Here is a 15,646-nt window from a genome sequence, read left to right on the forward strand (position 1 = left end):
CCTCTATCACGATATACCGGTTTCTGCGGATTTCGTCTTGTCCGCGCGGGACAAATTCCGACTCACTGCAAGAATGTCCCAAATAGTACAACTTCATACCTCTTTCTCCCGATGGTTATTTATTGAAATACGGGAGGACCGCGAAACGCATCGAATGTGCCGAACTTCCCCCTCCGATCCCAAGGGTGTATTCGACATTAATTTCGGCATGCGAGGGCGAACAATTTATTTGCATACTGTCCGTTCGAACAGCCGCATGAATATTTCCGTAGGGCGTCTCGATGAAACACTCTGTCGGTTCGCCGACGCAAAAGCGCAACTCATAGGAAACCTCTCCCTTTCGCACGATTCTCAAATCATTGCCCGTAAGCAATTCGAAAGAGGCGCCATCCGCTGTGAAATACAGGCGGCTACCCGATTTACGAAACTCGTATCCGCCTTTTCCGTCCAGCGTTTCTCCGCCGCCGTCCGATCGCGTCTCCAGCATAACGCGCACTCTCTTCATTCTGTTATCATTCATCCTTGTTTTTACCGTGCAAAATCCGGTATCCCGAATTTCAATTTATTCCATTATAACACATAAAACTACATTTGTAAATATTTTAACGATTTTTTACATTTGTGTCGGATAAAAAGACTTTATAGCCTTTTCTGTCTATCTAATTCCTCTTTTTTTAATCTTCCCGCCCGAAGGAGCGCTTCCAGTGCCTTATCGTCCCCCGCCGAGAGAGCGCGCTCGTACTCTCCCAATTCGGAAATGAGCAGGCGCAGTTCGTAAAGTATTTTTTCGCGGTTGGCGGAAAACAGATCCGTCCACAGTTTTTCGTCCACGCCCGCGATGCGCGTCATGTCCTGAAAGGAACCGCCCGTATAGCCGCGGTAGCCATCCGCCGTCGGGCTCTTGACGTACGCGTTGCTCACGATATGCGCGAGTTGCGAGGTGTAGGCGATCTTCGCGTCGTGATAATCGCTGTCGCAGCGGATGACGCGGCCGAATCCCATAGAAACGCTGAGCGCGGCGATCGTTTCCGCAGCGGCCGGATCCGTCCGATCGTTTTCGACGAGGATCATGCTCGCGCCGCGAAAAAGCGAGGCGTCCGCATTGCGGATGCCAGATACTTCTTTTCCCGCCATCGGGTGACAGCCTACGTAGCGGTAATCGCGCGGTTTATCTGAAACGGCGCGCTCGATCGCGCCTTTCACGCCGCATACGTCCGCGACGACGGCACCTTTTTTGAAGGAATTTTCCGTAAGAAAACGCACGGCCGCCTTGGGCGGGAGCGCAACGAATACGACGTCATACTCCATAAAATCGCGCGCGGCGCGCGCGATCATATTTTCCTGCAAGGCATAGGAAAGCACGTCTTCCCTGTCGAACCCGTCCGATTGTATGCCCGCGGTTTTGAGGGCGAGCGTCATCGAACCGCCGATGAGCCCCAATCCCGCTATCATGATATTCATGCGACACCTCTTTTACGAAAAAAGGGGTTTGCCGCACGACAAAACCCCTCCACATTGATTTACATTATTATATAACAGCCACCCCGTTTCTGTCAAGAGAATTTATTGAATTCGGAAAGCGAAGGCGCGCTTTTCACTCGACTTTTATTTTACTTTGTGCTAAAATATTGAAGAATAAGAACATTTTGGAGAGGTTAGAACGACATGGTTCAGTCCAGAACACATAACTGCAACGAGTTGAACGAGAAAAACGCGGGCGAACGCGTGCGCATCGTCGGTTGGATGCAAAATCTGCGCGAAGTAAGCAACAGTCTCGCGTTTCTCGTACTGCGGGATTTTTACGGAATTACCCAGGTGGTCGTCGAGGACGCCGAAACCTTGCAGAAGGTGCGCGCAGTCAAGAGAGAGAGCACGCTCGCGGTCGAAGGCACGGTGCGCCTGCGCAGCAGCGTCAATCCCAACATCCCCACGGGCAAGATCGAAGTCGTGCCCGACAGCGTGGAAGTGCTCGGGCTTTGCACGGAAAATCTTCCATTCGAGATCGAAAAGTCGCTGGAGGTTTCCGAGGACATGCGGCTTTCCTACCGCTTTTTAGATCTGCGCAATCCCAAAGTCAAAAATAAAATCATCATGCGCTCGAAGATCGTGGCGGCGCTCAGAGCGGCCATGACCGAGCAGGGCTTTATCGAGATCACAACACCCATTCTAACCTGCTCTTCGCCCGAAGGCGCGCGCGATTATCTCGTGCCCAGCCGTATCTATCCGGGGAAATTTTACGCGCTGCCGCAGGCGCCCCAGCAGTTCAAACAACTTTTGATGGCTTCGGGCTTCGACCGCTATTTCCAGATCGCGCCCTGTTTCCGCGACGAGGACGCGCGCGCAGACCGTTCCCCCGGCGAATTCTATCAACTGGATATGGAAATGGCGTTTGCGACGCAGGAGGACATTTTCGCGGTTCTGGAAGAAGTATTGCCCCCCATCTTTTCGAAATTCGGAAAGTATCCCGCCGCAAAAGGCCCTTTCCGTCGGATATCCTACCGCGAGGCGCTGGAAAAGTACGGTTCGGACAAACCCGATCTGCGCATCAAAGCGGTGTTAGAGGATCTGACGGATTTCAACGACGTCGGGTTTGCCCCCTTCGAAGGAAAGACGATCAAAGCGATCGTCGTGCCCGTATTCGATAAAACGAGAAAGTTCATCGACACTCTCGCCGCGGATTTCGAAAAAAACACAGGAAGCAAAATGTTCTGGTGCAAACTGGACAACGGCGAACTGACGGGCGGCGTCGCGAAATTTCTGGCGCCCCGCAAGGACGAATTCATCGAAAAACTGCATCTCGCGAATGGCAGCGCCGTTTTTATGGTAGCGGAGAACGGCAATGCCGTCTATAAACCCGCGGGCGTAATGCGCAATATGCTGGGCAACGCGATCGAGTCTTTATCGGAAAAAAACAAGTACGAGTTCTGTTGGATCGTGGACTTCCCCATGTACGAGATCGGCGAAGAGAGCGGACAGTTGGAATTCTGCCACAACCCCTTCTCCATGCCCCAGGGCGGCATGGAAGCGCTGGAAAAGCAGAACCCGCTGGAAATCCTCGCATACCAATACGATCTCGTATGCAACGGCATAGAACTTTCTTCGGGCGCGGTGCGTAACCACTCCCCCGAGATCATGCTCAAAGCGTTCGACATGGTGGGCCTCACGAAAGAGGACGTCATCGCCAAATTCCCCGCGCTGTATCACGCATTCTCGTTCGGCGCGCCCCCGCACGCGGGAATCGCCCCGGGCGTCGACCGCATGGTGATGATCTTGCTGGACGAACCCAATATCCGCGAGATCATACCCTTCCCCATGAATAAAAACGCAAAAGATTTGATGATGAACGCGCCCGCCGAAGTTTCGGAAAAACAGTTGGACGACGTGCATATCCGGATCAAACAAGAAAAGCAAGCGTAACGCTTGCTTTTTTAATACAGATCGAAATGCAAACCCGTAACCGCAAAGTAAGTTACGTTGAACGCGAAGTCGCAGACGACGAGCACCGCGAGCACGATGGCGGCCACGGCGCGCGCTTTCGGAGAAAGTTTACGTTCCAGAAATTGCAGGAACGGCCAGAGCGTGCACATACCTACGGTGATCAGCACGCCCCATAAAAGCGAAAAATCCAGACATATGATGTCCATGAACGTATGGTCGAAATTTTTATAACTCCAGAGCGGTATACCTAGCCCTTTCATAAAAATCAACCCCACGATCAGTTCTAATAAAGTGGAAAGAACCGTGACCGCGACAAAATAGACCGCCACCGACAGCGCGGCTGCGCCGATCCTGCGGACGAGGGAGGGCGTTTCTCCCCTGCATTTTTGATACAGTTTCCCCATATTCCCCGCAAAAGGCGTGCCGAGCGCAAACCAGATCACCACGACGATAGAGCCGTAGAGATAGCAGAACGGGAGCGTGAGCATACCCCGATCCTGCGGTTCCCACAAGATCACAAAACTCATCGTTTCGAACAGCCAGCCGAAAAACGCCACCGCCGAAGCGAGCAGAAAATAGCGGCTTATAAATTGGAGTGCGGGACTTTCGAGCCTGCCCGCGGGGTCAGAGCGATTTACCATTTGATTTAGTATAGCATAAAAATTATTGCGCGTCAATAACTAATTTATACGCAAATATGATATGCGGAATTGTTCTTCGCGGTCTTTGGTCAATCTTCGGGGTGAAGATAGCGGAATTTCGAATGCAGTTCCACCTGCGCCGTACCAAATCACTTTACCGTTCTTGCGGGCGTCCAGACGGGCAAACCCGCTGGGAATCGTGCGCAGCAGATTTTCACGCTCGATGTCTTTTTTCGCCAATTTGTATTCGGTACTGTACATATCGTGTTGTATTCCCATTCGTAAAACTTATCTTCCGTTAAAAACCGATTGGCAAAAAGGGCAGGGAGAATCTCTGCCCTGTATCACCTCATAGCATTTTCGCCCGATCACGTCATCTTTTTCTTTTCCCAAAAAACAGCCTTTCAGTCGGGCTGATTTACGGGCGCCGATTTATGCCCGTCCCAACACGATCATTTTTGCAGCGTACGTGCCTTCGCAAGAAATTATATTTTAGTTTCCATCCAAATATTGACAAAACCAAAATAGTATGATATAATCTTAATTAAGAATAAATATTATTAAGGATTAAATCGTGATAAATATGATTCCCGCGGAAATTCCCCCTTTCCGTAAATATAAAAATACAGGAGAAAATTCATGAAAAGTTTTACGACAATACAACTGCAATACGCGCACAGATTCTATGGCTTTAAAGGCGAAGCACAGTATTTGCACGGACACACGGGCATTTTGACGATCGAGGTTGCGGATACGATCGAAAACGGAGTGAACATGGTGTTCCCTTGCAACGAGATCTATAAAACCGCTTGGGAAGTTCTGCAAAACTTCGATCACGCTCTCATTTTGAGAGAAGACGATCCTCTGCTTCCCGCCGTTCTCAAAGTTTACGACGAGCAAGGTATCCGCGGCGGCGCGCCGACCAACAAGCAAAAAGGCCCTGCGTTCAAGACCGCGCTTGCCACGGCGTATCCCGAATGCCGGCTGGTCGTCACAAAAGAAACCATGACCGTCGAGGGCATGATCAAAATGGTTTACGAACTGTTAAAAGATAAACTCAACATCGCGAAAATCACCTTTACCAGCGGCGTAAACGGCGCTTCCGAAGAGTTTACCCCCGATAAAAGTATAGACCGCTGCCCTCTTTGCGGAATTGCCCTGAACGAAAACGGCGTTTGCCCCAAATGCGGCTATAAAAAAAGATAATGAAAAGAATACCCATCCGCCTCAGGGGAATACGGATGGTTGTTTTATTTTAACCGTGAATCGAATAATTATAAAAAGCGGGAACTTGATTGCAAGTTCCCGCTTTTTAACTTTATCCGGCTGCGTTTCAAATTCGTCTTATTCCAATTCAAAGGCTCCGGTGTAGAGTTGATAATACTGACCTTTTTTCGAAAGCAATTCTTCGTGCGAGCCTTCCTCGACGACCTTACCGCCATCGAGTACAATGATCTTATCGCTGGAACAGATTGTCGAAAGGCGGTGTGCGATGACAAATACCGTTCTTCCTTCCATCAGCCTGTCCGTCCCCGCCTGTACGATCTTTTCCGTGCGCGTGTCGATGGACGACGTCGCCTCGTCGAGTATCAGAACGGGCGTATCGGCGACCGCCGCGCGCGCAATGGATATCAGTTGCCGTTGTCCCTGCGACAGGTTCGCGCCGTCCGACGACAACATCGTTTTAAATCCGTCGGGCAATTTCATGATAAAATCGTAGGCGTTCGCCGTCTTGGCCGCCGCGTAAATTTCTTCGTCCGTCGCGTCAAGTCGGCCGTATCGTATGTTCTCCATCACCGTGCCCGTAAACAGGTTGGTATCCTGCAGTACGACGGTCAGCGATCTGCGCAAATCCGCTTTTCCGATCTTATTGATATTGATGCCGTCATACCGTATTTTGCCGTCCGCTATATCGTAAAATCGGTTGATAAGATTCGTAATCGTAGTTTTCCCTGCGCCCGTCGCACCGACAAACGCAATTTTCTCGCCTGCTTTCGCCGTGATGCAGACGTCCCGCAGTACCGTATGCGATTCGTCATACCGAAAATCAACGTGATCGAGCACTATATTGCCTTTGAGTTCCGTCAGCGTAACGGTACCGTCGCCGTGCGGATGTTTCCATGCCCACATTCCCGTCTTTTCTCGGCATTCTTCGAGCGCGCCGTCTGCGGAAAATTTGGCATTCACGAGCGTTACGTATCCCTCGTCGGTTTCCGGCGTTTCATCGATCAGCGTAAATACGCGACCCGCACCCGCAAACGCCATTGCGCACATGGAAGTCTGCTGTGATACCTGCGCCACGGACTGTCCGAACTGCCGCGACATGGAAAGAAAAGACACTACGACCGCCGCCGACATCGCCGACATACCCGTCAAGGTAAGGTTCTTCGCACCCGGTATCAGCAATATCACGCCTCCGAGGATCGCCAGAAGCACATACATATAATTCCCGATCCCGCTCAGCGCGGGCATGACGATGTTTCCGTATTCGTTCGCCCTGCCCGAATCCTCTTTCACCCTGCCGTTCAGCCGTTTGAAATCCGCGATCGTTTCCCTCTCGTGCGTAAATACCTTTACGACTTTTTCACCGTTCATGATCTCTTCGATAAAACCTTCGAGTTTCGCCGTACTCTGCTGCTGTCCGACGAAACTTTCCGCCGATTTTCCGCCGATCTTTTTGATGACCAAGAGCATTGCCGCCGCGCAAAAATATACCGCGAACGTCAGCCACACCGAAATACAGAGCATTGCGATCGTAAGTATGAACAGCGTAAAAGCAGTGTTAATGATCTGCACCATACTCTGCGAGATAAACTGCCTTATCGCGTCGATATCGTTTGTATAGTGGGACATAATGTCGCCGTGCTTGTTTCGGTCGAAATACGAAATCGGAAGCGTTTCCATTCGGGCGAACATATCCTTCCGCAATCTGTTGAGCGTTCGCTGCCCCACTTTCGCCATGATCCGCGCGTATATCCAGGAGGCTGAAACACCGACGCCGTACACGACGACCATTGCTGCGATCAGCGCGTTCAGTACGGACGAAACCGAAGAAAAACCATCTGATATCGCGGGCGTAATCACGTTTTCGATGATAAGAAAAAGAAATACTCCCGATGCGGACGACGCAACCGCGGCAAAAAACAAGCAGACGATGACGAGCGGCATTTCCCGTTTATTGTGCCCGAATATGTACGCGATCAGTCTCTTCATTTCCGAATTCGATTTTTTACGCATTGCCGCCGCCTCCCGTTCCGTTCTGCGTTTCGTATATTTCCCGATAGATCGCATTGCTTTTCATAAGTTCTGCATGCGTACCGACGCCGTCTATCCTTCCCTTTTCGAGTACGAGTATCTTATCCGCTTCCTGTATGGACGAGATCCTCTGCGCGATAATGATTTTGGTCGTTTCGGGAAGATAGTTTTTCAGTCCCCTGCGTATCAGCGCCTCCGTCTTCGTATCGACCGCACTGGTCGAGTCGTCCAGGATCAGAACTTTCGGTTTCCGCAGCAGAGCGCGCGCAATGCACAGACGCTGTTTCTGTCCGCCCGAAAGATTAACGCCGCCTTCTTCGAGATAAGTGTCGTACCCTTCGGGAAAAGATCGGATATATCCGTCCGCCTGCGCGATCTCGCAGGCCCTTTGCATCTCTTGCTCCGAAGCCGCCGCGTCGCCCCATTGCAGGTTCTCCCTGATCGTGCCCGAAAACAACACATTTTTCTGCAACACCACCGCCACGCTACGGCGCAGGCTTGCGGAATCGTATTCCCTTACGTCGATCCCGCCCACTTTCACGCAGCCAGCGGCTGCGTCGTATAGTCGTGATATGAGATTGACGAGAGAAGTCTTGCCCGAACCCGTACCGCCGATGATGCCCAGCGTTTCCCCCGACCGGATTTGCAGCCCGATATTTTCGAGGATATAGTTTCCCTCGCCCGAATAACCAAAATATACGTTTTCAAAATCGATCGTGCCGTCTTCGATTTCCGTGATCGGTTTTTCGGGCGTTATGATCGCGCTCTCTTCCCGCAAAACTTCCGCGATCCGTTGTGCGGACGCCGCTGACATGGATATGATAACGATGATCATGCTCAGCATCATGAGTGCGGACAGAATATTGATGCCGTAGGATATCAGGGAAGAAAGTTCGCCCGTAGTCAGACTGCCCCAAGGCAGCCGCCCCGCGATGACGTAAGCGCCGAGCACGGAAATAACGATGTAACAGGCGTACATAAATAGGTTTACGGCGGGCGTGTTCCATGCGATAATTTTTTCGCCGCGAACAAAATCGTTGCATACGTCGTCCGCCGCGCGCGCAAATTTAACATTTTCATACTCTTCGCGCACATAGGTCTTGACGACGCGGATGCCCTTTACGTTCTCATGCACCGATGCGTTCAGTCTGTCGTATTTCTTAAATACCCGCGTCATATACGGGAAAGATTTCAATAAAATCAGGACTATGATCCCGCCGAGCACGGGGATACACGCAACGAATATCCATGCCAGCGACGGGCTTACCGCAAACGCCATCACGACCGAAAACACCATCATCAGGGGAACGCGTACCGCAATTCGGATGATCATGCTGAACGCGTTCTGAATATTCGTTATATCCGTAGTCATACGCGTCACCAATCCCGAAGCGGAAAATCTGTCAATGTTGGAAAAGGAATAATTTTGTACTTTTCCGAACATATCTTCACGCAGATTCGCGCAAAATCCCGCAGCCGCCCGCGCGCAGAACTTTCCCGATAATATTCCCGACGCGAGCAATACCCCGGCAAGCGCCGCAAGTATGCCGCCGTACAGCAATAAACTTTTCCACTCCACGCCGCTGCTGTCTATCAGTTTTGCCAAGACGAAGGGCAGTATGCATTCACAGACGACTTCCAAAGTTACGAAACTCATGCTCAGTACCGCGGCTTTTTTATTTTCCCGCAGAGAACGCAGCAAATATTTTACCGTATTCATTTTCTCCTCCTAAATTAGTTTTACGTCAAATAGTTTTATATCAAACAATATGGCCGTTTTTTTCCGCCCCTTTCGGGACGGTAAAATTTATTTTTGCGAAATATTTCTTTTCATCGTTTCAATACAATAAAAAAAGGTTTCCAATTGCTCGTCGGTCAATCCTCTTTTCAATTTCGACTCGAATTCTTCCATATGCACGTCCGCGGTCTTTACGATTTCTCTGCCCAGCGGCGTCAGAGATATCTTATTGAAACGGGCGTCCGCTACCGATTCGCGTTTCAGAAATCCCTTGCTTTCCATCGTCGAAATGACCTTTGAACAAGTCGATTTCGTCGTTTCCAAAACCTCTTCCAGATCGCGCTGGAATACCTCTTTCCCTTCATTTTCTTGTAAAAATTTCAGTATGAATAAATTCGGTGCGGACACGCGGTCTTTCCCCATCTCCTTTTCTTTATTTTCGATATGCCGCGATACCATATTTTGCAGCGACTTGACTTCCGCCCCGATCAATTTTTTCATTTCATCTCCATTCGACGCCAAATTGTTTGATATACAACTATTATACTTCTTTGTCATGCTTCCTGTCAAGTGTTTAAGCAATAAAATTGGGGCAAGGTTTTAAAACGCCTTAAAAACAACAAAAAATCGGTCAAAACAAATGTTTAACCGATTTTTTTTGGAGCGGGAGACGGGAATCGAACCCGCGGGAATCAGCTTGGGAAGCTGACGCCATACCATTAGGCGACTCCCGCATTCAGCGTAATTATTATATAACATTTTTTTATTTTTGGCAATCAAAAAAGCGCCGAAATTTCGGCGCTTTTTATTTTTTTGTTACTGATCGAGATTGCTCAGATCTTTGTAGCGGTTTTTGTATACGGTGACGGAACTGTCTTGGAGAATGGTCGTCACCTCGCTCTGTTTGGTCGTCGCGTAATCGTCGGCGATGACGTTCTTATAAGCATTGTAGAACTGATACGAGAACGTGCCCTCTTTGTTTCGGTCGGCAAAGTTGAAATCCTGATAGGTGTTGCCCTCGCCGAAGACGTACGTCACGTAAATAACGTGCCAGCCGTAATCGGTCGCGACGATGCTGATGGCACCCGCCCCTTCCTGCAAAGCAGTCTGCGCCGCGTATTCGAACTCTTTCACGTAACTGGTGGAATTGCCCTTGCCCGCTACGGAATAGCCGAGATATTTATTGAGGATCGCGGTATCGGTCGTGTAAGCGAACTGCAAAGCATTCATTGCGGAGAGCGCTTTATAGGCGACGGTGTCCTTCACAAAATAATTGTCTTTGGAAACCTCCGATACGCCGTTCACCTTGCCCTTATAGTAGACGAGTTTTGAATAGTCGATGACCTGATTGCCGTTTTCCGTCTTATAATAATTCTGTTCTTTGTAGAAATCGGCAGTCTTGCTACCCGTCACGCTGCCGGTTTTTCCGAGCACAAAATCCAAATAACCCTGCATTTCAGTGATGAAACCGTCGATGGTAATGGGGTTGGGTTCGAGCGTGTAGGTATCGTCGTCGTTTTTGGTAACTTTTCCGTTGTAAGCGTAGTAAGAATCGTATTTATCGATCTTGCCCGCATTGTCTTCAAAGAAGAGATAATCGGAATTTCCGAAATAATTTTCGCCAGTCGCCTGATAACTGTAATCGGTTGCGCCGTTGAACCAGGAAGCGCGCTGATCGGTCGCCTCCACCTCGGATAAGAGTTGATTTCTGTAATAATAATATTCGGACTGATTGATTACATTGTTGGAAAGTCTGTTATTGTAGTCGGCAAGCGCGTCGGACTGTCCCGCGCTGAACGGGAGCAGAGTGTTGTACACGAACCCGAATCCGCTCTGCGGGGAATACAAAATGAACGTGTCGTCGGATACGCTGTCGAGCGCAGTCGTGTAATCGCTCACGCTCGTGAAAATAGATTTCTGTCCGTTGACGATTTCGTTATATTTTTTGCCGAGATTTTCTTCCTCGATCGCGCTCGTCATGGAGATCTGCAGCGTATCGCTGAAGTTGTTGATGATCATCTGTTCGAGTTGATTCTTCATTTCGGTGGCGAAGTAAGGAAGTTTTTCAACGTCGGTGATATCGTCCTCTTCGCCGAGCATGTAGTTGTTTTCCAGCGCTTTGATGAATTTATTATAGGCTTTTTTACGGGTTACGACGGTGGAACCCTCCACTTTCTCGTATTCGCCGCATTCGTCCGCGGTGTTGTAGCCCGTATAGATCTGATAGTCGACGTTGCCCTCAGCGTTCTTGGGATAGGAATTCGTTTCTTCCGTATCGGCGCCCGTAGGGATGGCTCTGTCCGTTTCCGAAGAGGAAGAACTGTCGTCTTCGTTTTTGATGATCGCCTTTTCGTAAGAATCGAGCGCGTTGTTCACGCTCTGGCGCAAACCGTACAGCGCATAATTGTAATTGTTATCGGAAATGAGATATCTCAGCGCGTCGTTTTCGCTCTTGTCCGCCGCTTTGAGATAGCCTTCTACACTGATGTCGGAAACGATCTCGATGGTTCCGTCCGTGATGACCGCGCCCTCTTTATCATCATCGGGAACGCTGTCCGCATCGACGACTACTTTGCCCGCGTTGAGGTAGTACAAAGTCGCGAATTGCAACATCATTTTACGGCTGGTCAGCGAATTCATCAGCGTTTCGAATACGTCTGCATAGGAGGACGCTTGTCCCGACTGCAACATGCTGTATCCGTAATTGATGAAATAGGAAACGAGATCGAGTTTGGAAACTTCCGCGGTAGTCACGATTTTATCCACGTCCTCGTCGGTGAGGTTAAAATCCTCTCCGAAAAATACGCTTTCAAACGTGTCCTTCAGCGCGGTCTTGTCCTTGCCGATATTCACCTCGGCGACCACTTGCTCCATGTCCTTGCGGTTATCGGTCGTAATGATACGACACCCCGCAAAACAACCCAGCGCAAACGCCGTCACCAAGATTAAAGTTAAAATTTTGATCAGTTTTTTCTTCATAGAATCTACTCCGAATTCCGTTAAATCGCAATATAAACAATTATATATTATTTTGAGATGAAAAGCAATCGTATTTGATGAAAAACTCGTTAAAATTTTGTCATTTACGATATTTTGCGTTTCAAAGCGCCGTGCCCGCGGCGGATTTCAAGAATTTCGTCATGGAAAGCATGAGTTTCTGCGCGTCGCTTTCGGGGCGGAACAGGACCGCGGGATTTTTGGACATATCGAGGCGCACCTTTCCCGCAAACGCGTCCAGCGCGGCGGAAAACTTACCGTCCGCGAGCGTTTGCACCGAGGGCAGGACGATCTCGCCCCCCGCGCTGCTGACGGCGATCTTGCGGATATTCAGTTTCGCCGCGTACGATTTCAGCACGGCTATAATTAAAAGATTGAGCACCTCTTTGGGCAGTTTTCCGTAATTTTCCTCGATGGAAAGGCAGACGCGTTTGTAATCCTCCACGCCGCGGATCTCCGCGATCTGCTTGTAGCAATCCAGCCGCGAGGCGCTCGCCTCGATGTACTTTTCGGGAATATAGGCGTCCGCCTTGATATCCAGTTCCGCCACCGTCTGTTCGACGCCCGTCATCTCCTCCTTCAAAAGTTTTGCGTACAACTCGTAGCCCACTTTGTCCATATGCCCGTGCTGCTCGCGTCCCAGAACATTGCCCGCGCCGCGGATCTCCAGATCGCGCATGGCGATCTTAAAGCCCGAACCGAGTTCGGTAAATTCCATGATCGCTTTCAGCCGCTCGCCCGCCTTTTCCGTCATGACCTTTTCGGGCTTGAACGTGAAATACGCGTGCGCCAGGAGCGCGCCGCGCCCCACCCTGCCGCGCAATTGATAGAGTTGGGAAATGCCCAGCCTGTCGCTATCGATGACGATGAGCGTGTTGGCTTTGGGAAGGTCGATGCCGTTTTCGATGATGGTCGTGGAAATGAGGATATTGCTCTCCCCTTCGTAAAATTTGAGGATGCCGTTTTCCAAAACCTCCCTGTCCATGCGCCCGTGCGCAACGGTGATCTTGCCTTCGGGCACGATCTCCTTGATTTTGGCGGCAAAGGAAAAGATCGTTTCCACGCGGTTATAAAGAATGAACACCTGCCCGCCGCGGGCGAGTTCCCGAAGGCACGCGTCGCGGATGAGCGTTTCCGTTTCCTCCACCACGTACGTCTGGACGGGCAGCCGCGTCGTAGGCGGCGTTTCGATGGTGGAAATATCGCGGATGCCGGAGAGCGACATATGCAGCGTGCGCGGAATGGGCGTCGCCGTCATGGTCAGGCAGTCCACGTCGTTCTTCATGTTTTTGATCTTTTCTTTATGCTCTACGCCAAAGCGTTGTTCCTCGTCGAGAATGAGAAGCCCGAGGTCTTTGAATTTTACGTCGTTCGAGAGCAGGCGGTGTGTGCCGATGAGAAGGTCTACCTCCCCGTTTTTGACGCGGGCGAGCACCTTATCCTGCTCGGCGGGGCTCTTGAAACGATTGAGCACTTCCACGTTTACGCCGAAGGGCGAAAAGCGCCTGACGGCGTTTTCGAAATGCTGTTGGCACAAGATGGTGTTCGGACACATGAGCGCCGCCTGCTTGCCGTTGAGGATACAAAGATACGCCGCGCGGAAAGCGACTTCCGTCTTGCCGTATCCGACGTCGCCGCACAGAAGGCGGTCCATCACCTTGGGCGAACACATATCCGCCTTGATCTCCTCCGCGGAGGCGAGTTGATCGGGCGTTTCTTCGAACTCGAAAGCGTTTTCGAACTCTTCCATCATCTCGGGATAAGGAGAGAACACGAATCCGTGCTTTTCCGAGCGCTCGGCGTACAACTGTTTCAGATCGAACGCCATCGCTTTGAGCGACGCTTTGACGCGCTGTTTGACGCGTTCGAACTCCGCGCCGCCGATCTTGCTCAAAGACGGGCTGTCCTCGCCCATATATTTGGAGAGAATGTCCATCTGCTCGACGGGCACGTACAGAACGTCCCCCCCGCGGTATTCGAGGGCGATGTATTCCTTTGTGCCGTCCGTCGTTTCGATCTTTTTCGTACCGACGATCTTGCCCACGCCGTGCGTTTCATGCACGGCGTAATCGCCGATCTCGGGCGAGGTAAACAGATCGTTTCTCTTTCTGCGGATGCGCTTGGATACGGGCGATTTCGTGTACAGATCGCCCGTCCCGATGACGACGAGTTTGTTCTCGTGCAGAATGAGCCCGTGCCCGAGTTCCGATTGCAGCACTGCGACACCCTTGAACGCGGACAATTTTTCGGGCAGAACGGAAGCGTCGATATACTCGTCGGACAGCATTTCGCGCATTTTCTGCGCGCGGGAGGAATTGCCGCAATAGAGCATGACGCGGTAACCGTCGGCGCGCCAACTTTTCAGATCCGTGACGAGATTGACGAACCCGTTGAGATATCTGCCCACGGGCGAGGAATGAAAGTTATACGTTTTCAGCGGCTCGAAAAAGTAACTGCGGGAAGCGAACGTCTGCAACGCGAGCGAGCGCCGCGCGGCAAGTTCCGCCAGAAAATCCTGTTTATCCGCGAGTTGATAGCGCGAAAAAGAAAACGCCTCGCCGCCCAGCATCAGATTTGCCAACCGCTCCTCGTGCTCCTTGTATATCGCCTCCAACTTATCGTATACGAGTTTGCTCTCGTCATACACAAAGAGAGCGTCGCCGCCCAGAAAATTGAAAAAATCCACGCCGCAGGCGAGCAGAGGCAGGAAAAAAGAGGCGCCCGCGAAGGACGCGCCCGCTTCGAGTTTGGCGCACAGTTCCCCCACGATGGTCTGCGCCCGTTCATACGCGCGCGCGTCGCGGATCCGCGACAATTCGTCGAAAAGAACGTCTTTGATCTCGGAAATTTCCCCTTCGTTTATCGTGACGTCGGTCGCGGCGACGATATCGAGAAATTCGGCCTGCGCGAGCCGTTCGCCCGTGACGAAATTGTAAGGTTTTATCTTTTCCACGCCGTCCCCGAAAAAATCCACGCGGGCGGGATTTTCCGCATTGACGGGAAAAATATCCAGAATATCGCCGCGCAGAGCGAACGTTCCCTTACTCTCCACCGCCGCGGCACGGGTATAACCCATCTTCACGAGTTTTTCGGGCAGGGAAGAAAAATCGACTTCTTCCCCCACGACCAACGCGAGCGATTCGAGGCGGCGGGGAAAGAGTTGCAGCAGGCTCTCGATATCGCATACGACGACGCGCGCGCCGTTTTGGATCTTGTACAGGGCGTTGATGCGCTTGAACAGCGCGTCCTTGGAAACGGCGTCCTTATACAAAAGGACCTCGTCCTTTGCCGTTAACAGCGCGGGCTCTTCGCCCGTAAATCCCGCGATCTGCGCGGCGCAGGAGGCGGCGCTGAGCGCGTTGTCGGTTATGTAGACGAGCCGCCCTTCCCACGAAAGCGGCGCGATCAGGCACTTGTGGGGAGCGGATACGCCGTACACCGCCGTCGGCGTGCCGAGGCGGAGATCATTTTTCAGTTCGCTGTAAGCAGGACCCAGTTGTTCTGCCGTGAAAAAATTGCGTATCATAAAAACTCCCGTAACCCCAAGCGCCGCGGCACGAGGTACGCGCCGCGGAAA

Annotated in this window: 10 protein-coding genes, 1 tRNA gene and 1 pseudogene; 2 read left to right on the forward strand and 10 right to left on the reverse strand. The window is 51.2% G+C overall.

The window, feature by feature from the left end:
• Positions 1–115 precede the first annotated feature (115 nt).
• Both ESZ91_RS00870 and ESZ91_RS00875 read right to left on the reverse strand, forming a co-directional pair.
• Positions 116–487 carry a DUF1934 domain-containing protein gene (locus ESZ91_RS00870; RefSeq protein ID WP_161970987.1) on the reverse strand — a complete coding sequence of 124 codons (372 nt, stop codon included), beginning with the start codon at positions 485–487 and terminating at the stop codon, positions 116–118.
• Positions 488–639: 152 nt separating this feature from the next.
• Positions 640–1,461: a prephenate dehydrogenase gene (locus ESZ91_RS00875; protein WP_129223175.1), complete on the reverse strand. Its 822-nt coding sequence runs from the start codon at positions 1,459–1,461 to the stop codon at positions 640–642.
• Positions 1,462–1,665: 204 nt separating this feature from the next.
• Between ESZ91_RS00875 and aspS the strand changes: the two genes are divergently transcribed.
• On the forward strand, positions 1,666–3,417 hold the full coding sequence (gene aspS, locus ESZ91_RS00880) for an aspartate--tRNA ligase (protein WP_129223177.1): 1,752 nt from the start codon (positions 1,666–1,668) through the stop codon (positions 3,415–3,417).
• An 11-nt stretch (positions 3,418–3,428) separates the two neighbouring features.
• Here the strand turns inward: aspS and ESZ91_RS00885 are convergent, their stop codons facing one another.
• The gene (locus ESZ91_RS00885; protein ID WP_129223179.1) at positions 3,429–4,079 is read right to left on the reverse strand and encodes a putative ABC transporter permease; all 651 of its coding nucleotides are present in this window, start codon (positions 4,077–4,079) and stop codon (positions 3,429–3,431) included.
• 132 nt (positions 4,080–4,211) lie between these two features.
• A pseudogene (locus ESZ91_RS11860) lies at positions 4,212–4,460 on the reverse strand (hybrid sensor histidine kinase/response regulator); the annotation flags it as partial.
• Between the two features lie 258 nt (positions 4,461–4,718).
• Between ESZ91_RS11860 and ESZ91_RS00895 the strand changes: the two are divergent.
• A complete protein-coding gene (locus tag ESZ91_RS00895; protein ID WP_129223181.1) occupies positions 4,719–5,285 on the forward strand; it encodes a 6-carboxytetrahydropterin synthase in 567 nt (188 codons plus the stop codon).
• 138 nt (positions 5,286–5,423) lie between these two features.
• Here the strand turns inward: ESZ91_RS00895 and ESZ91_RS00900 are convergent, their stop codons facing one another.
• From ESZ91_RS00900 to mfd, 6 genes are all read right to left on the reverse strand, one after another.
• The gene (locus ESZ91_RS00900; RefSeq protein WP_129223183.1) at positions 5,424–7,316 is read right to left on the reverse strand and encodes an ABC transporter ATP-binding protein; all 1,893 of its coding nucleotides are present in this window, start codon (positions 7,314–7,316) and stop codon (positions 5,424–5,426) included.
• Entirely contained in the window at positions 7,309–9,054 is a 1,746-nt protein-coding gene (locus ESZ91_RS00905) for an ABC transporter ATP-binding protein (RefSeq protein ID WP_129223185.1), read from the reverse strand. The genes ESZ91_RS00900 and ESZ91_RS00905 overlap by 8 nt, the downstream gene beginning before the upstream one ends.
• 87 nt (positions 9,055–9,141) lie before the next feature.
• Positions 9,142–9,573 carry a MarR family winged helix-turn-helix transcriptional regulator gene (locus ESZ91_RS00910; protein WP_161970988.1) on the reverse strand — a complete coding sequence of 144 codons (432 nt, stop codon included), beginning with the start codon at positions 9,571–9,573 and terminating at the stop codon, positions 9,142–9,144.
• A gap of 158 nt (positions 9,574–9,731) precedes the next feature.
• Positions 9,732–9,806 (reverse strand) — tRNA-Gly (locus tag ESZ91_RS00915).
• 82 nt (positions 9,807–9,888) lie between these two features.
• Positions 9,889–12,051, reverse strand: coding sequence for a peptidylprolyl isomerase (locus tag ESZ91_RS00920; protein ID WP_129223189.1), 2,163 nt, complete (start codon positions 12,049–12,051; stop codon positions 9,889–9,891).
• 121 nt (positions 12,052–12,172) lie between these two features.
• A complete protein-coding gene (gene mfd, locus ESZ91_RS00925) occupies positions 12,173–15,595 on the reverse strand; it encodes a transcription-repair coupling factor (protein WP_129223191.1) in 3,423 nt (1,140 codons plus the stop codon).
• Between the last annotated feature and the right edge of the window lie 51 nt (positions 15,596–15,646).

The sequence above is a fragment of the Candidatus Borkfalkia ceftriaxoniphila genome (assembly GCF_004134775.1).
Lineage (GTDB): Bacteria > Bacillota > Clostridia > Christensenellales > Borkfalkiaceae > Borkfalkia > Borkfalkia ceftriaxoniphila.